This window comes from Vibrio ouci (genome assembly GCF_004551525.1).
GTDB classification, from domain to species: domain Bacteria; phylum Pseudomonadota; class Gammaproteobacteria; order Enterobacterales; family Vibrionaceae; genus Vibrio; species Vibrio ouci.
Genome location: NZ_SATR01000020.1, coordinates 62,275 through 79,719, shown reverse-complemented (window position 1 = coordinate 79,719; position 17,445 = coordinate 62,275). Strand labels below are relative to the sequence as shown.

Genomic DNA, 17,445 nt, shown 5'->3' with positions numbered 1-17,445 from the left:
GTTTTGTTACTATGCCCGCGCTGCTATTACAGCAGTTTATTCGGAGACTTTTATGAACAATATCGACCATCCTCCTAGTATCAAGGGAGAAAAATAAACCTCATCGGTATTGTCATATTTGCCTCTACCTATGTGGTAGAGCAGTCCGCTTTTCTCTGATTCCTCTCATTTTTCTCCATGAAAACTAGTACTTAAATACTCAGCTAGCTTCACTGAACCGTTTAGTGATCGTGGTTAGTCGTGAGCTAACTTCGGCCACACCGCTATATTTGTCGGTTAGCTGGTGTTTGATGGTCGTTACCTATTGCCAATCGGGAGATTCGCCATGACGGTAATGAGCAATACTTACATTGAAAATACACCTCACTTTTCCAATGAAGAGATCGGGGCAGCTCGCAATGCATTTCTGCGTTATGAGCAAACTCAACAAGTCCACCTATTAACGGTAATGCCTGTTGAAGAAGCGGTAGCCATACTTCACCACTGTTCTATCGGCTATGTACAACAGTTGATTTCAGCGTTAGAAGTGGAAGGACATGACAAGCTAGCAAGGCATTACGCTCACCAGCTTGGTTTTATTCATTCTGAAGTTGAGACACCAAGCAGCTATCTTGATACTACGGTAGTAGAGCATGTTAAGCAGCGTATTGGCTGGATCATCGCTTTAGCGCTATTAGGGATAGTCTCTGGGCTTATTATTTCCCAGTATGAAGATACCTTAAGCCAACTTGTGCTTTTGGCGATTTACATGCCAGTTATTGCCGCAGCAGGGGGGAATACCGGGACTCAGGCGGCGACGTTAGTTATTCGTGCTCTGGCAACAGGGGAGTTACGTAAACGCCAATGGCTAGCGGTATTTTGGAAAGAGAGCCGAGTGGCTTTATGTCTTGCGTTAGCTATATCGCTGGTGATTGTTGGCCGCATTTTATTATTCAGTGACGCTAGCGCTACAGGTGGTTTTGACCTTAACCTTATTGCATTAGCGATTGCGGTAGCGCTGTTTATCCAAGTGACTATGTCCACAACGCTAGGTGGCTTGCTGCCGATCTTAGCCAGAGCGTTTAGACTGGACCCAGCGGTTCTCGTGAGTCCAGTGTTAGCGTCAATTGTTGATATCTCAGGTATGTGGATCTATTTCTCGGTAGTGAACTATTTCTTAGGGATTGCCTGACTGAAGTTCACTACATCTTGATAGAACAGAGTTTCAAACTGAGTAATTGGAGCGACGGTAGGTTTACTGTCGCTCTTTACTTTAGGAGGGTGATAGTCAGCGACAAACTGAACAAACAGTGTACTTGGCTTGCCAGATTTGTCTAACCCAAATCCTGCCATATTTGAGCTGCCATATAGCGAACCACTTTTTGCGGTGATCTCACCTTTCACTGGTGCTTTACGCATGCTGCGACGGTATTTTAATGTGCCATTTGTGCCGGAAGTTGGCATCAAAGCGATCAGGTCTAATTCATCGTCATGTTGCCAGATATAGCGTAAAACTGCGGCCATATTTTGGCTGGTAAAACGGTTATTGCGCGATAAGCCAGAGCCGTCTGCCAATGGCGTATGCTCGATATCAATCCCTGTGTTAGCAAATAAGATCTGCTTGATCGCTTGAGTACCATTACCAAAGCTGCCTGGTTGGATATAGAACTTAGCGCCAATGGTTTTAGTTAGGTTATCAGCAATCAAGTTATCGGATTTGCGTAGCATCACTTCTAATAGCTCGGGTAGCGTTTTTGAGTTATGAGTCGCTAACTGTTTGCCCTGTTGATTGGCTGAACCGACTTTAATACTGCCCTTGAGCTCAATATTCAGTTGAGAAAGCAGTGTATGAACGACGCGCTGGGTATACAGCGAAGGGTCTTGTACTGCAAACTTAAGTGGTAATGGCTTACTACGTTGCTGCAAGCACCCTTGCAATTGGTAATGATTGTCTGGAGATGTGAGGAGTTCTAAATCGCACTGCAGGCTCTCTTGTTCGCTCTTGGAGACAGTAGCTGCCTGTGTCGTTACGTAGATTGGTTGATGTTCCGGTACGTAAACACGGGTTTTACCATCATCTTGGGTATAAATTGAAGCTTGTACACAGTTGTCATCAAGAGTAATAGCACTGGCAGGCGCGCTATAGCAGACGCCAAGAATATCCCACGGCCAACCGACTGCACGGTCATAGCCAGTAAACGCGCTATTGTCTAACCACAAATCCCCTTGAATTGTTTTTACGCCACTATCTCGCATCGTGCTGAGGAGCTGCTTGAGATCTTGTGTGGTTAAGGTTGGATCGCCACTAAAGCGAACAATGACGTCTTTGCCCGATTTATCGATACTGGTTTGATAATAGAAGTCATCTCCAAGCTCTAGTTTTGCTGCTAGAGCCGTGACGATTTTTAGGGTACTTGCTGGTGGAAAAAGCTGGCTCTGATTGTCGGTGGCGACATAGCTTTGATTGTTCGACAGCCCTTGTACTTTAAGCGCTGCGCGACTGCCTTGAGGCAATTCGTTGAGTGGAGAGTACGAAGACGCCACGGCTAACATAGGGAGACAAAGCGCTAACAAAGCGAGAGAGAGTTGTTGTATGGAGTGTCGCATAGTTAAAGAGCCACTATTGAGTCGAGAAATTTCAGTATAACGAGTAAAAAAAACGCCCGCTATAGAGCGGGCGTCTTAGATTCATGACATTAAGCCATAAATTAGAAGTCGTAACGTAGACCGATTGCTAGTTCGTCTTCAGCTTGTGCTTTAGTAGCAGTACCGTTACCTGCACCAATCTCACCAATTGCATCGCCTGCACTGATTAGGTTGAAGTTGTACGAGATGTAAGTACGGAAGTTAGGCTTGAAGTAGTAAGTCGCATCGATTGCAACGTTGTCTGCTGATGTTTCGCCATCAGTTTCAGCGTTGTTGTACGTTGCTGTGAATACTGTCTTCTTTAGCGTGTACGCTGTTGCGAATTCGTAACCAGTGTAGTCGCCGTTGTCTTTCGCTTTTTCACCATCTGTGAATACACCTGCGAAGTATAGGTCGCTGATGCGGTAAGATGCTGCAAGCATGTATTCGTTTTGCTCGTCTTGGTCAGCGTAACCACCACCAAGTTTAAGACCTGTGTCACCTAGAGCGTAGATTGCAGATAGAGAGTAACCATCTTGCTTGTTATCAGTGTAACCGCCAGTAACTACGTTGTCTTCGCGGTCAGCAAAGCGGTAGCTTGCTTTTAGACCTAGGTCAGCAAATTGGCCTTTGTAAGAAATCATGTTGTCTGTACGGTCAGCAACAGAAATTTTATCTGCAGCAGAGTTACCGTGGTAAGACATGATATCGGTAAAGTCAGTGATAACGCCTAGCGCACCGTCGTTTTTACCGTAAGTTACTTCACCGAAGTCACCGCCGATACCAGCGTAAGTGTAACGGTGGTCGATGTCATTCTGGCTAGTTAGAGAATTATCGTTTGCGTTGTATTCAGCTTCGTAGAAACCAACACCGTATAGGCCGTCAGTGATCTGAGTCTTACCTAGGAAGTTTAGACGTACTCGAGTGTTGTCTTGTGCTTTGCCATCTTTAAGAGATAGACGAGCTTCAGCACGACCACCGATCTCTAGAGAGTTGCCGTTTGAGCTGTATACTGAAGTACCTTCGATACCGCCAGCTTGTTTACCGTCAGCCGCTACTGCGCCTGTCGCCACTGCTGCAGCTGAAACTGCTAGAGCAATCAGAGTTTTGTTCATCTTATTAGTCCTAATTTACTGTCCATAAATAGTTGTTTTTGCGAGTGATAACTCACGTGTGGTTATCCTCTACTTATTACTCTCGTGAATCAATGTTCATATGTGAGACTTATGTCAAAATTACGAAGCATCCAAAAACACGCATGAGCAATCGCTGAGCAATGTTTTACCGTTAAAGTTCCGCTGTGGGGTAGTAAAACGATATAAAAGGCGATTATGAACAGTGTTTTATTTGTGGTAAAAAAATCTCAAGTTATTGTATTTAAATGATTATACCTATTTTCTAATTGGATTTTACTTAGAAATAGTTTTAGTTTTTTTTATTCAATGATGCTTGAGTTAGAGTTTTTTGAAGTTTTTTACAGTGCTGGTTAATTTGGCACCGATCTCACTTTTTGGGCCGGGGTTGATTTAAGGTGATTTAGTTGCCAAGTTTGTTTACACTAGAAGAAATTGTTAGTTAACACACTACCTAGTCCATCGGATTAGGTAGTTTTGTTTTGTCCAAAGATTGCTTTGGCAAAGAGGTACATAATGGAAAAAGTCCCAATGACACTACGTGGCGAACAGCAGCTACGTGTAGAATTAGACCGTTTATTAAAGCTTCGTCCACAGATTTCTGAAGCAATTGCAGAAGCTCGTGAACTTGGCGATCTAAAAGAGAACGCTGAATACCACGCTGCTCGTGAAGAGCAGGGTATCTGTGAAGCGCAGATTCGTGATATCGAATACAAGCTGTCTGTGGCTCAAGTGATTGACGTAACTAAGATGGACAACTCAGGTAAAGTTATCTTTGGTTCAACAGTGACTCTAATTGACTGCGATACTGAAGAAGAGAAAACTTACCAGATCGTTGGTGATGACGAAGCGGACATTAAAGCTGGTCGTATTTCGGTAAGCTCGCCAATCGCACGTGGTCTAATCGGTAAGATGGAAGGTGACGAAGTAGTCATTTCTACACCGGGCGGTGATCGTGATTTTGAAATCGACAGCGTAGAGTATCTCTAAGCTAGCAATACCTATTGCACAAATATCAAAAAAGGTCGCATTAGCGACCTTTTTTATTGCCGATTGACGTAAGATTACTTACGTGGCAATTCGATTTTACGCTCTTCGCCTTGGCGGAATAGCACAAGAGTTTTACCGATTACTTGTACTTTTTCTGCGCCAGTTTCACGCACGATAGCTTCAATGATCAAGTTTTTAGTATCGCGGTCTTCTGACGCAACTTTCACTTTGATCAGCTCGTGGTGGTTAAGAGCAATTTCGATTTCCGCTAGAACAGCTTCAGTTAGTCCGTTAGCGCCCATAAGCACAACAGGTTTTAGACTGTGCGCTAGGCCTTTTAGATGCTGCTTTTGTTTAGTGCTTAGGTTCATTACGCGGCCAATTTTCTTTAATATAAGGGTTGAAAAATACCATTTTAACGCCATCTAACCCTGAAGACTATAATTTATTGGGTTAGTTGTTCCCTCTATCTATTAGGATACCAATGAGTAAACAGAAACACTCGGCCAGTTCTGGTCGCTGGTTGAAAGAGCATTTTGATGATAAGTACGCCAACGAAGCACGAAAAAAGGGCTATCGTTCACGTGCTTACTTCAAGATTGAAGAGATCCAAACCAAGGATAAACTGCTAAAACCAGGTATGACCGTTGTCGATCTTGGTGCGGCTCCGGGCGGTTGGTCTCAATATGCTGCTAAGATAATAGGTGAAGAAGGACAGATCATTGCATGTGACCTACTTCCAATGGACCCAATCGCTGGCGTAAGCTTTTTACAAGGTGACTTCCATGATGAAGCGGTACTTGAAGCATTACTTGAGCGTATCCAACCTTCAATGGTGGACGTTGTAATGTCGGATATGGCACCAAACATTGCAGGCAATAACTCTGTGGATCAGCCGCGCGCTATGTATTTAGTTGAATTGGCTTTAGATATGTGTCGACAAGTTCTAGCACCTAATGGTAGCTTTGTTGTAAAGGTTTTCCAGGGTGAAGGCTTCGATCAATTTGTGAAAGAAGCTCGTGACATGTTTAAAGCTGTGAAAATCCGAAAACCCGACTCATCGCGAGCTCGCTCTCGAGAAGTCTTTGTTGTAGCCACTGGTTACAAAGGTTAACTATTTTGGCCTCTAATGGCCGAGTTAACACTATAGCTACAGGTTATAAACTGTAGTACCCTACCTTTAATTACAATTAGTTATCGAGAGGCTGACACCTTGAGTGACATGGCAAAAAATTTAATTCTGTGGCTTGTTATCGCTGTCGTATTGATGTCGGTTTTCCAGAGCTTTGGCCCTGGAGAGAGCAATGGCAGAGCGGTGGATTACACCACGTTTGTACAGGAAGTTGGCCTAGGCCAGATTAAGGAAGCAACTTTTAAAGACGGTGAGATTAGTTTCACTCGTCATGGCGGCGGCGCGCGTTATGTTACTTACATGCCAGTCTACGACCAAAAGCTCCTTGATGACCTAATTAACAAGAATGTGACAGTACAGGGCACACCTCCAGAAGAGCAAAGCCTACTAGGTACTATCTTTATTTCTTGGTTCCCTATGATCTTACTGATTGGTGTATGGATTTTCTTCATGCGTCAAATGCAAGGCGGCGGCGGTAAAGGCGCTATGTCTTTCGGTAAGAGCAAAGCTCGAATGATGAGTGAAGAACAAATTAAGACCACTTTTGCTGATGTTGCAGGCTGTGATGAAGCGAAAGAAGATGTAAAAGAGCTAGTGGACTACCTACGTGATCCAAGCCGTTTCCAGAAACTGGGCGGTAAGATTCCAACGGGTGTGCTGATGGTTGGTCCTCCTGGTACAGGTAAGACGCTACTTGCAAAAGCAATTGCAGGTGAAGCGAAAGTACCGTTCTTTACTATTTCTGGTTCTGATTTCGTTGAAATGTTTGTTGGTGTTGGTGCATCTCGTGTACGTGACATGTTCGAACAGGCGAAGAAAGCGGCACCTTGTATTATCTTCATCGATGAAATCGATGCGGTAGGTCGTCAGCGTGGTGCTGGTGTTGGTGGTGGTCACGATGAACGTGAACAAACACTAAACCAAATGCTCGTTGAAATGGATGGTTTCGAAGGTAACGAAGGTATTATCGTTATCGCCGCGACTAACCGTCCTGACGTACTTGACCCTGCGCTATTGCGTCCGGGCCGTTTTGACCGCCAAGTTGTGGTTGGTCTACCAGACGTACGTGGTCGTGAGCAGATTCTTAAAGTACACATGCGTAAAGTGCCTCTAGCAGGCGACGTAGAGCCATCTCTAATCGCACGTGGTACTCCAGGTTTCTCTGGTGCAGACCTAGCTAACCTAGTTAACGAAGCAGCATTATTCGCGGCTCGCGGCAATAAGCGCAACGTTTCTATGGTTGAGTTTGAACTGGCGAAAGACAAGATCATGATGGGGGCAGAGCGCCGTTCTATGGTGATGTCTGAAGAGACTAAAGAATCAACAGCGTACCACGAAGCAGGTCACGCAATTGTTGGTCGTCTAGTACCCGAACATGATCCAGTGTACAAGGTATCGATCATTCCACGTGGCCGAGCGCTAGGTGTGACTATGTACCTGCCAGAACAAGATCGCGTAAGTATGTCTCGTCAACACCTTGAGTCTATGGTTTCAAGTTTATATGGTGGTCGTCTTGCTGAAGAGCTAATCTACGGTGCAGACAAAGTATCAACGGGCGCTTCAAACGATATCGAACGTGCGACTGATATTGCGCGTAAGATGGTGACTCAATGGGGCTTCTCTGAAAAGCTTGGTCCTCTTCTTTACGCAGAAGAAGAAGGTGAAGTATTCCTAGGTCGCAGCGTGACACAGACTAAACATATGTCTGATGACACAGCGAAGCTAATCGATACAGAGATTCGTCAAATCATCGACCGCAATTACTCTCGTGCTCGACAGATTCTTGAAGAGAACATGGATATCATGCACGCAATGAAAGATGCGTTGATGAAGTACGAAACGATCGATGCTGGTCAAATTGATGACCTAATGGCTCGTAAAGACGATATTCGTGAACCAGCGGGTTGGGGCGATAACGCCAACAAACCTGAAGAAAAGCCAGAAGTGAAAGCTGAAGAAGCACCTGCAGAGCAGGCAGCTGATAAACCAGCAGAAGAAAAAGTAACTTCTGAGGAAACAACGACTGAAGCGCCAGAGAAAAAAGACTCTGAGTAATTCACTGCTTAAGACCAAACCCCGGGGAAACTCGGGGTTTTTGCATTTATTATGATCTTGAAAGCCAATAATAAATCTCTCGATTTATCCAAGCCCCAAGTGATGGGGATTCTTAACGTTACTCCTGATTCATTTTCTGATGGCGGCAAGTTCGACACACAAGATAATGCGCTTACCCAGGCCAAACGTATGATTGAAGCCGGTGTGACTATTATCGATATCGGTGGCGAATCGACGCGTCCTGGAGCTCCGGATGTTGCGTTAGAAGAAGAGCTGCAACGTGTGATTCCTGTCATCACGGCTATTCGCCAGCATAGTGATGTATGGATTTCGATTGATACCAGCAAAGCAGAGGTGATGCGCCAAGCTATCGAGGCTGGAGCTGATATCATTAATGACGTTCGTGCATTGCAAGAACCGGGTGCATTAGAGGTGGCAGCGCAAGCGGGTCTACCGATTTGCTTAATGCATATGCAAGGCCAACCACGCACCATGCAAGCGAACCCGCACTATGAAGACTTAGTCAAAGAAGTCGGGGAGTTTTTGCAAGAACGCATCGAGGCTTGCGAGAAAGTTGGTATTCAACGTGAACAGTTGATTCTCGATCCCGGTTTTGGTTTTGGCAAAACGCTGGAACATAACTATCATATGCTTGCTCGCCTTGAAGAGTTCCATCAGTTTGGCCTACCAATTCTTGCGGGTATGTCGCGTAAATCGATGTTGTTTAAGTTACTTGATAAAGCCCCTGCAGAGTGTGTCGCTGCCAGTGTCAGCTGTGCAACGATTGCCGCGATGAAGGGCGCACAAATTATTCGTGTTCATGATTTTGAACAAACGCTTGATGCTATGAAAATTGTCTCAATGGTCAAAGAAAACCATTGAAAATTAAAAAATATAAAGGAATAACTATGTCAGACAAGAGACGTTATTTTGGTACCGATGGTGTCCGTGGCAAAGTAGGTCAATATCCTATTACTCCTGATTTTGTCTTGAAGCTAGGTTGGGCAGCAGGCCGCGTACTGGCTAAGCAGGGCACTAAGAAAGTGATCATTGGTAAAGATACCCGTATTTCAGGGTATATGCTGGAGTCAGCGTTAGAAGCGGGACTTGCGGCTGCAGGTTTGAAAGCAACCTTTACTGGCCCAATGCCAACGCCTGCTGTTGCTTATCTAACTCAAACCTTCCGTGCTGAAGCTGGCATTGTTATCTCTGCATCACACAACCCTTACTACGATAATGGCATCAAATTCTTCTCATCTGAAGGCACTAAACTACCGGATGACATTGAATTAGCGATTGAAGCGGAACTCGATAAAGACATTGAATGCGTAGAGTCGTCACTGCTTGGTAAAGCGACTCGACTTAACGATGCTGCAGGACGTTACATTGAATTCTGTAAGAGTACTTTCCAGACAGAGTTAAGCCTAGCGGGTCAAAAAATCGTAGTCGATTGTGCACATGGCGCGACTTACCATATCGCTCCTGCGGTATTTAGCGAACTAGGCGCAGAAGTGGTTGCCATGGGTATTGAGCCTAATGGGACTAACATCAACCATGAAGTTGGTGCGACCGATGTTCGTGCACTACAAAAACGTGTCGTTGAAGAAGGTGCTGCTCTTGGTCTTGCTTTTGATGGCGATGGCGACCGAATCATCATGGTTGATCACTTAGGTAATAAGATCGATGGTGACCAAATTGCTTATATTATCGCTCGTGATGCGTTACGTCGCGGTGAGTTAAAAGGCGGTGTTGTTGGTACACTGATGACCAACCTAGGTATGGAAAACGGCCTTAAGCAGTTGGGTATTCCATTTGTTCGTGCCGCTGTTGGTGACCGTTATGTGATGGAGCAACTGCTGGCGAAAGGTTGGAAGATCGGTGCAGAGAACTCGGGTCACGTCATTCTACTAGACAAAGTCACTACAGGTGACGCGATTGTGGCGGCGCTACAAGTACTTGCTTCTGTTGTCGGCAGTGATATGTCTCTCCATGACCTATCACAAGGCATGACACTCTACCCGCAGGTGCTAGAAAACGTTCGTTTTGAAGGCGACTCAAACCCACTTGAAGCGGAAGCCGTAAAACAAGCGACGGCAGAAGTTGAAGCTGAGCTTGGCGATAAAGGTCGAGTGCTGTTGCGTAAATCAGGTACAGAGCCGTTGATTCGCGTCATGGTGGAAGGACAAGATGGTGAACTTGTTCAAGCTTCAGCACTCAAGATTGCTGATGCAGTAAAAGCAAGCTTTTAACAATAAGCGCTAATATTGAAAGAAGCCACCTGACGAGGTGGCTTTTTTTATTGGCAAATCGTTATTCTTCTTCAGTGCGCTTTTTGCCCCATACTTCAATTTTAGCTTTTTTGCTTAAGCCGACTGCGCTGAGTGTGTTGCTGCCCCAGCTATCATAAGTCATATCGAGCTTTTTAAACTTGGCATTTTCATCACCTGGTAAAGTCCATGCTCGAGTCGACATACCTTTAGTCAAGGTGCCCATTGTTTTTAGCTCTTTAGTGCTGCCATCTGACATGGTGACAACCAGCTCTTTAAGGTTTACTGTGCCTTGAACGACTTTGATTTTTAACTTGCTGAAGTTTCGTTCACTGATATAGGCCAAAGGCTCAACAGTATCGGTTTCAGCTTTATAGTTAACCACCTTGTCGCTGATTAATACCCAGCCATCGGCCTCTTTGGCGAAACTGTGCGGAGCAAAAAATAGAACCAGTGATGACAGTAAAATTGTGATGATTTGTTTCATGTTACCTCTGCGTTTTATGTTAGGATTGCCTCGTTTAATTTAGTGACGATGCCTTATGCCACACCACGAGATACAGTATTTACAAGAAATGGGAATTCAGTATTACCAACTGAACCACCCAGAAAGGCTGCAAGGCTATCAATCGCCAAATATAGTATTGCAAGAGTCTTGTAAACTTTTGCTGGTATCTCCCCAATATCCGAAAAAAGAGACAGCTTTAATGTTTGAACGGGTGTTGAAAAGTATCAAATTGGACTTATCACAGGCGTTACATATTTACCCAGAGCAGCTCTCTCAGCTGGCTCAGCCTTTTACTAGATGGATATGGTTCGCTGGCTGTGAAGCGCCATCGCAAGTCTCAGGACAGATGCTAACGTCTCCTTTGCTCAGCGATATTGATGGAAACAACGAGCAACGTCGTGCTCTTTGGCAACAAATTTGTTCATACCAAAAATGAAAAACTCAATCCTTCCCTTAGATAATGCTCACTTAGACAGTGTGTTACGTATCGAGCGCGCAGCGCATAGTCATCCTTGGTCAGAAAATCTGATTCGAGACATCAATAGTCGCGGCGCTAGTCATCATGTCTTAGTGCAAGATGATAAGGTGGTGGGTTACTTTTACGCGCAGAATATTGTTGGTGAAGTCACTTTACTTAATATCGCTGTTGATCCGAATGAGCAGGGCAAAGGCTATGGTAAGCAGTTGATTGAGAGCTTTCTAACCATGTGTGAGCAGGCGAAAGCAGACAGTGCGTGGCTCGAGGTAAGAGAAAGTAATATTCGCGCGACAGCCTTGTATGAGGCGGTAGGCTTTAATGAAGTCGATCGACGTATCAACTATTACCCTACGATTAAGGGCAAAGAAGATGCGATTATCATGAGCTATATCTTTTTCTAGACTATTTCTGCACGGCTTTAATAACGGTCGGCTCATCAACTGGGTAGAAATTCTTTTCAAATCTCTGGGTTAGCTCTGTTACTGGAAGAGGCTTATCAAATAAGTAACCTTGGAATTGGTCACAGCCCAGTTGTTTCAGAGCTTGCAGTTCATAGGCGTCTTCAACACCTTCCGCAATCACTTCTAGGTTGAGTCTTTTGGCCGTCATAATGATGGTGTCGACGATCGCTTGATCACTCTCATCTAAGTGAAGTTGAGTAACGAACGACCGATCGATTTTCAAGACATCGACAGACAGGTGTTTGAGGTAACGAAGTGAAGAGTAACCGGTACCAAAGTCATCGATAGAGGTTTTCAAATTATGTTGCTTAAGCTCCTTCATTTTTTGTACTGTCCCTTCGACATTCTCTAGCAACAAGTTTTCGGTAATTTCCAGTTCAATGTGCTCACCACTAATGCCTGCCTGTGCCATCGAATCGACGATATGTTCTACAAACGCGCTTTGGGAAAACTGCAAAGGGCTGATATTGATCGCTAAGCGGCGGAAGGTATCGGGTAATACGTTGAGTTTTCTCCACTTAGCGTACTGATAGCATGCTTGTTCAATAATCCAATTACCGATTTGCAGGATCTGTCCGGTTTCTTCCGCAATAGGCATGAAGACCCCTGGCGGTAACAGCCCTTTTTCAGGGTGATTCCAACGAATTAAAGCTTCAACACCAATGATATGGTGCTTGTCATCCACCTGAGGTTGATAGTAGAGCTCAAGCTGACCTTTATTAATCGCTTCATGCAGTCCTTTCTCAATTTCCAAGAATGACTCTACCTGAGCTTGCATCTCTGGCTCATAGAACATGTACTTGTTGCGACCTGCCACTTTGGCTCTATAGAGGGCAGTGTCTGCTTGGCGAAGCACATCAATATTGGTGCCGCCAACCGAAGGGTAAACGGCGATACCGACACTGACCGTACAATAAAGCTGGTGATCGTCAATCGAATAAGGGTTGGAAACAAGAGCCAGTAACTGTTGAGCCAGTTCATGGGCTTTATCAACCGATGTGTGGGGAAGAAGTATGGCAAATTCATCGCCACCGATGCGCGCTGCGGTAAATTCTTCTTGTAGCCATGCTTCAATGCGCATTGAAATCGCTTTGATCAGATGATCGCCAATGGTATGTCCGAGAGAATCATTGATAGTTTTAAAGCGGTCTAAATCGAGATAAAAGAGTGCCCCAGCTTGATTGTCCTTGTTGGCATGAGTAATGGCTTCTTCCAGCATTTGCAGTAATAGGCTGCGGTTTGCTAGGCCAGTTAAGGAGTCATAGTAAGCAAGCTGATTGAGTTTGACCTCTGCCGCCTCTCTGTCTTTCCACAGGGTGTGAAAGGTTTGCGCTAGGTGACCAAGTTCGTCGTCGCGATATTGTGTCGGAGGTGGAAGCACACTGTTTTTATTTTGCAAAGAACGCACCCAGTCAATCAGAGTCACTAACGGCTTCGACAGTTTCTGATAAAAGAACATCAACAAAATAGATGTCAGCAGGATATTTCGGAATAGATCAAACAGCAGAATCTGGGTTGTCTTAGCGATAAAATCTTTGGCGATATAAGCGCCGTTCACCGAAAAGCTTAAGGTACCGACTACAACATGAGAATTAGGCTGATGCAGGTCGGTCCTATAAATCGGTGTAGTGGGTGTTAAATAGCGTGAAAGTGCTTCGGTAAAGTCGCTTTGCTGAGAAATGTTTTTTTCTCGCTCGGTCAGGGTGTCACCAAAGTCATCAATAATTTGCACTTGGTAAATCGCATTATCCATCATCAAGCTTGACGTGACTTGCTCTGCGAGCAGTTGGTTTAAGTGATAGGCGGCTTGGCTAGCGTTAGAGTAGTTCTGCAGAAGCTTAAATTGATAGTGTTCTTCAATGCGCTTTTGCTCCTGATGGAGATCCACCAAAATATGATAGAAGCTAAAACAGATCCCCAAAATGACCGATACTAGGAAAACTGTTTTAGCTTGTCTAAAAGCGAGTGAGTTGATTTTTTTGTTTTCTGGCATAGTTGAGATAAGTTCCTTCTACTTCTTTAGTTATAGTCCATATTTATTGATATTTTAATTTGTAGCAGGATAGAAACTCTTTTTGCGTCATTTTCATTGATGAAGTTGCCCCTTAAGTGAATATAAGCGAAAATACCGCGCAAAATTGAATCGAACCGCTAGAGCTAGAGTTGTGACTCGCTCGATATAGCTCATAGACAGAAGAAGAACCCTTTCATGTCAAATACTCCTTTTCTTGGCGAAGTTTCTAAACGTAGAACTTTCGCTATCATCTCGCACCCAGATGCGGGTAAAACCACTATTACAGAAAAAGTGCTGTTATTCGGAAACGCAATCCAAAAAGCAGGTACAGTAAAAGGTCGTGGCTCTGCTCAACATGCGAAATCTGACTGGATGGAGATGGAAAAAGAGCGTGGCATCTCGGTGACAACCTCTGTAATGCAGTTTCCTTACAATGATTGTCTTGTAAACCTACTCGATACTCCGGGACACGAAGACTTCTCGGAAGATACTTACCGTACACTGACAGCGGTAGACTCATGTCTAATGGTTATCGATGCGGCGAAAGGTGTCGAAGACCGTACCCGCAAACTAATGGAAGTAACGCGCTTACGTGATACTCCAATCGTTACCTTCATGAACAAATTGGACCGTGATGTACGTGATCCAATGGAAGTGCTTGACGAAGTAGAAAGCGAACTTGGCATGGCGTGTGCGCCAATTTCATGGCCTATCGGTTGTGGTAAAGAGTTTAAAGGTGTTTACCACATTCACCGTGATGAAACGATTTTGTACGAATCTGGCCACGGTCATGAAATCCAAGAAGTACGCATCATCAAAGGCCTAGATAACCCAGAGCTTGATGAAAAAGTTGGTGCAGATCTAGCGGAAAGCGTGCGTGAAGAGCTTGAGCTCGTAATGGGTGCATGTCCTGAGTTTGACCACGAGCTGTTCCTAGCAGGTGAACTTACGCCAGTATACTTTGGTACCGCACTAGGTAACTTTGGTGTTGATCACATGCTTGATGGCCTAACTAAGTGGGCGCCAGCACCAAAAGCGCGTCAAGCAGTAGAGCGTGATGTTGAAGCTACAGAAGATAAGTTCTCAGGCTTTGTATTTAAGATCCAAGCAAACATGGATCCTAAACACCGTGACCGTATTGCTTTCATGCGTATTGTGTCAGGTACTTACACCCAAGGCATGAAAATGAACCACGTGCGTACTGGTAAAAACGTCAGTATCTCTGATGCGGTAACCTTTATGGCGGGCGATCGTTCTCGTGCTGAGAATGCTTACGCAGGTGACATCATTGGTCTGCATAACCACGGTACGATTCAGATTGGTGATACCTTTACTCAAGGTGAAGCACTGAAATTCTCTGGTATTCCAAACTTTGCTCCTGAACTGTTCCGTCGCATCCGACTAAAAGATCCATTGAAGCAGAAGCAGCTACTAAAAGGTCTGGTTCAGCTATCTGAAGAAGGTGCGGTGCAAGTATTCCGTCCACTACAGAATAACGACCTTATCGTAGGCGCAGTAGGTGTGCTTCAGTTTGATGTGGTTGTTGCGCGTCTAAAAGCAGAATACAACGTAGAAGCTATCTATGAAGGTGTTAACGTTGCGACAGCACGTTGGGTGGAGTGTTCAGACGGTAAGAAGCTAGATGACTTCCAGCGTAAGAACCAAACCAACCTAGCACTGGATGGTGGTGATAATCTGACATACATCGCACCAACTATGGTGAACTTGAATCTGGCTAAAGAGCGTTTTCCAGAAGTGGAGTTCCGCGCGACTCGCGAGCACTAATCTTCTTCGCCTTTGCTGCGATAGCAGCGTTGACTGCGTAAACTCACTGGAGTGCCAGCCCAGCTAAGTCACGTAGCGTACTACGCTCCCAAGGTTGAGTTTACTTGTCGCCTTGCTCTCACAGCAAACGCTTTGAAGAACTATTTCCGAAATACCGCCTTATTAAGGCGGTATTTTTTATCTGGTCAAAGCAGTCATTCCTTAGAACGACGAAGGAGTGAGTAAGGAACCTCTCAAAGCGCGTCGTAACTTTGATGAGATCCCCAACTCGTTCGTACCTCACTCTTGAGGATGACATTGTCTTATCATCGCTGAATATGTACGCGTCATTCGACGAAGGAGTGAGTAAGGAACCTCTCAAAGCGCGTCGTAACTTTGATGAGATCCCCAACTCGTTCGTACCTCACTCTTGAGGATGACATTGTCTTATCATCGCTGAATATGTACGCGTCATTCCTTAGAACGAAGAAGGAGTGAATAAGGAATCTCTCAAAGCGAGTCGTAGTCTCGATGAGATCCCCAACTCGCTCGTGCCTCACTCTTGAGGATGACGTTGTCTTATTGTGGTTGAATATATGCGCGTCATTCCTTAGAACGACGAAGGAGTGAGTAAGGAATCTCTCAAAGCGAGTCGTAGTCTCGATGAGATCTCCAACTCGTTCGTACCTCACTCTTGAGGGTGACATGGTCTTAATATGATTGAATAAAAGAAAGGGTTGATGCTTTCACATCAACCCTTACCAATATTGTTTAAATCAAAAGATTACTTTTTCTTCTTAGCGACTTTCTTCTTACCTTTAACGGCAGTTTTCTTCTTGTCGTCTTTTTTCTTGTTCTTTTTCTTAAACACAGGCTTTTTGTGTTTAGGACGCATCTCTTTGATAAAGCGCTCTTTGATCTCTTCTTTTACGTAGCGAGCTACACGGTCTAGCATTGGTTGATCGTGCGCTTCAACAAGAGATACTGCATTACCTTTCTTGCCGGCACGGGCAGTACGACCAATTCGGTGTAGGTAAACGTCTGCACTACGAGGCATGTCGTAGTTGATAACATGGCTTACGTCAGGAAGGTCGATACCACGCGCTGCAACGTCGGTTGCCAGTAATACGTTCACCGTACCGTCACGGAAGCGGGCGATGGCGTTATTACGACGATCTTGTGGCATTTCACCTTGAATCCAAGCACACGGAATTTGCGCTTTTTCAAGTTCAGCACGAAGCTCACCAAGACGCTCACGAGTTTTTAAGAACACAATTGAACGCTCAGCTTGATCAGTGATTATCTTTTTCAGCAGCTCAAGTTTATGGTTCATGTCATCAGCACGGTGGTACCACTGTGCGATTTTCTTACGCTCACGGCGAGATGGCTCAGCGTCAATTTCTGCAGGCTCTTTTAGTAGATCGGCTGTGAAGCCTTCTACACCTTTACCTTCAAGCGTTGCAGAGAAGAGTAGCGTCTGTTTACGCCAGCGGCATTCTGTAGAAAGGCGATCAACTGTTGGGCCAAAACCCATATCTAGCATGCGATCGGCTTCATCAAGGATCAGCCATTCAATCGCACGACAGTCAAAACGCTCTGCGTTGATGTATTCCATCAAACGGCCAGGTGTTGCTACCACGATATCTTGGGTTTTACCTAAGATATCTGCATGCTCTTGGTACTGAACACCACCAGTGATAGTAAAGATATTGAGCTTAGTATGCTTCGCTAGTGCACGTGCTTGGTCTGCAACCTGCATCGCTAACTCACGTGTTGGAGTCAGGATCAGAACACGAGCAGGCCCCGGTTTACGGCGAGGAAAATCTTGCAAATATTGCAGTGCAGGTAAGGCAAATGCTGCTGTTTTACCTGTCCCTGTTGGGGCAGACGCCAAGATATCTCGGCCATCTAACGCTTGCGGAATGGCTTCAGCCTGAATTTGTGTTGGGCGGTCATAACCCATTTCTTCAATGGCGAGGAGTAGGTTAGGGTCTAGCTCCAATTCAGCGAAATTTCTGATCACTATAAGGTCTCCACAA

General features: G+C 45.0%; 15 protein-coding genes. 9 read left to right on the top strand and 6 right to left on the bottom strand.

Features of this window, described 5'->3' with window-relative positions:
- Positions 1-325 precede the first annotated feature (325 nt).
- Positions 326-1,171, top strand: a complete 846-nt coding sequence (locus ELS82_RS13985) for a magnesium transporter (RefSeq protein WP_134836016.1) — start codon at positions 326-328, stop codon at positions 1,169-1,171.
- Here the strand turns inward: ELS82_RS13985 and dacB are convergent.
- Positions 1,150-2,586 carry a serine-type D-Ala-D-Ala carboxypeptidase gene (dacB, locus tag ELS82_RS13980; RefSeq protein ID WP_134836015.1) on the bottom strand — a complete coding sequence of 479 codons (1,437 nt, stop codon included), beginning with the start codon at positions 2,584-2,586 and terminating at the stop codon, positions 1,150-1,152. The two genes, ELS82_RS13985 and dacB, sit on opposite strands and share 22 nt — an antisense overlap.
- A 101-nt stretch (positions 2,587-2,687) precedes the next feature.
- Positions 2,688-3,719 (bottom strand): porin, encoded by a 1,032-nt coding sequence (locus ELS82_RS13975; RefSeq protein ID WP_134836014.1) that lies wholly within the window; start codon positions 3,717-3,719, stop codon positions 2,688-2,690.
- A 534-nt stretch (positions 3,720-4,253) separates the two neighbouring features.
- Here ELS82_RS13975 and greA point away from each other — a divergent pair.
- Positions 4,254-4,727 (top strand): transcription elongation factor GreA, encoded by a 474-nt coding sequence (gene greA / locus ELS82_RS13970; protein WP_134836013.1) that lies wholly within the window; start codon positions 4,254-4,256, stop codon positions 4,725-4,727.
- Between the two features lie 74 nt (positions 4,728-4,801).
- Here the strand turns inward: greA and yhbY are convergent, their stop codons facing one another.
- On the bottom strand, positions 4,802-5,098 hold the full coding sequence (gene yhbY / locus ELS82_RS13965) for a ribosome assembly RNA-binding protein YhbY (protein WP_134836012.1): 297 nt from the start codon (positions 5,096-5,098) through the stop codon (positions 4,802-4,804).
- 113 nt (positions 5,099-5,211) lie between these two features.
- Between yhbY and rlmE the strand changes: the two genes are divergently transcribed.
- The 4 genes from rlmE (at position 5,212) to glmM (ending at position 10,163) form a co-directional block, all read left to right on the top strand.
- Positions 5,212-5,841, top strand: coding sequence for a 23S rRNA (uridine(2552)-2'-O)-methyltransferase RlmE (gene rlmE, locus ELS82_RS13960; RefSeq protein ID WP_134836011.1), 630 nt, complete (start codon positions 5,212-5,214; stop codon positions 5,839-5,841).
- A 108-nt stretch (positions 5,842-5,949) separates the two neighbouring features.
- A complete protein-coding gene (gene ftsH, locus ELS82_RS13955) occupies positions 5,950-7,914 on the top strand; it encodes an ATP-dependent zinc metalloprotease FtsH (protein WP_134836010.1) in 1,965 nt (654 codons plus the stop codon).
- A 51-nt stretch (positions 7,915-7,965) separates the two neighbouring features.
- Positions 7,966-8,796: a dihydropteroate synthase gene (gene folP, locus ELS82_RS13950; protein WP_134836009.1), complete on the top strand. Its 831-nt coding sequence runs from the start codon at positions 7,966-7,968 to the stop codon at positions 8,794-8,796.
- A 26-nt stretch (positions 8,797-8,822) separates the two neighbouring features.
- Complete coding sequence (glmM, locus tag ELS82_RS13945; protein WP_134836008.1) at positions 8,823-10,163, top strand: phosphoglucosamine mutase; 1,341 nt, start codon at positions 8,823-8,825, stop codon at positions 10,161-10,163.
- 61 nt (positions 10,164-10,224) lie between these two features.
- Here the strand turns inward: glmM and ELS82_RS13940 are convergent, their stop codons facing one another.
- Positions 10,225-10,668 (bottom strand): DUF2541 family protein, encoded by a 444-nt coding sequence (locus tag ELS82_RS13940; protein ID WP_134836007.1) that lies wholly within the window; start codon positions 10,666-10,668, stop codon positions 10,225-10,227.
- Between the two features lie 55 nt (positions 10,669-10,723).
- On the opposite strand from ELS82_RS13940, the gene ELS82_RS13935 reads away from it, so the two are divergent.
- The gene (locus ELS82_RS13935; RefSeq protein WP_134836006.1) at positions 10,724-11,125 is read left to right on the top strand and encodes a DNA polymerase III subunit psi; all 402 of its coding nucleotides are present in this window, start codon (positions 10,724-10,726) and stop codon (positions 11,123-11,125) included.
- Positions 11,122-11,568, top strand: coding sequence for a ribosomal protein S18-alanine N-acetyltransferase (gene rimI / locus ELS82_RS13930; protein WP_134836005.1), 447 nt, complete (start codon positions 11,122-11,124; stop codon positions 11,566-11,568). The genes ELS82_RS13935 and rimI overlap by 4 nt, the downstream gene beginning before the upstream one ends.
- A 1-nt stretch (position 11,569) precedes the next feature.
- On the opposite strand, the gene ELS82_RS13925 is transcribed toward rimI, so the two are convergent.
- Positions 11,570-13,621: a putative bifunctional diguanylate cyclase/phosphodiesterase gene (locus ELS82_RS13925; protein ID WP_134836004.1), complete on the bottom strand. Its 2,052-nt coding sequence runs from the start codon at positions 13,619-13,621 to the stop codon at positions 11,570-11,572.
- A 216-nt stretch (positions 13,622-13,837) separates the two neighbouring features.
- Here ELS82_RS13925 and prfC point away from each other — a divergent pair, with 216 nt between their 5' ends.
- Positions 13,838-15,427 carry a peptide chain release factor 3 gene (gene prfC / locus ELS82_RS13920; protein WP_134836003.1) on the top strand — a complete coding sequence of 530 codons (1,590 nt, stop codon included), beginning with the start codon at positions 13,838-13,840 and terminating at the stop codon, positions 15,425-15,427.
- 763 nt (positions 15,428-16,190) lie between these two features.
- Here prfC and srmB read toward each other — a convergent pair.
- Positions 16,191-17,429: an ATP-dependent RNA helicase SrmB gene (srmB, locus tag ELS82_RS13915; RefSeq protein ID WP_134836002.1), complete on the bottom strand. Its 1,239-nt coding sequence runs from the start codon at positions 17,427-17,429 to the stop codon at positions 16,191-16,193.
- Between the last annotated feature and the right edge of the window lie 16 nt (positions 17,430-17,445).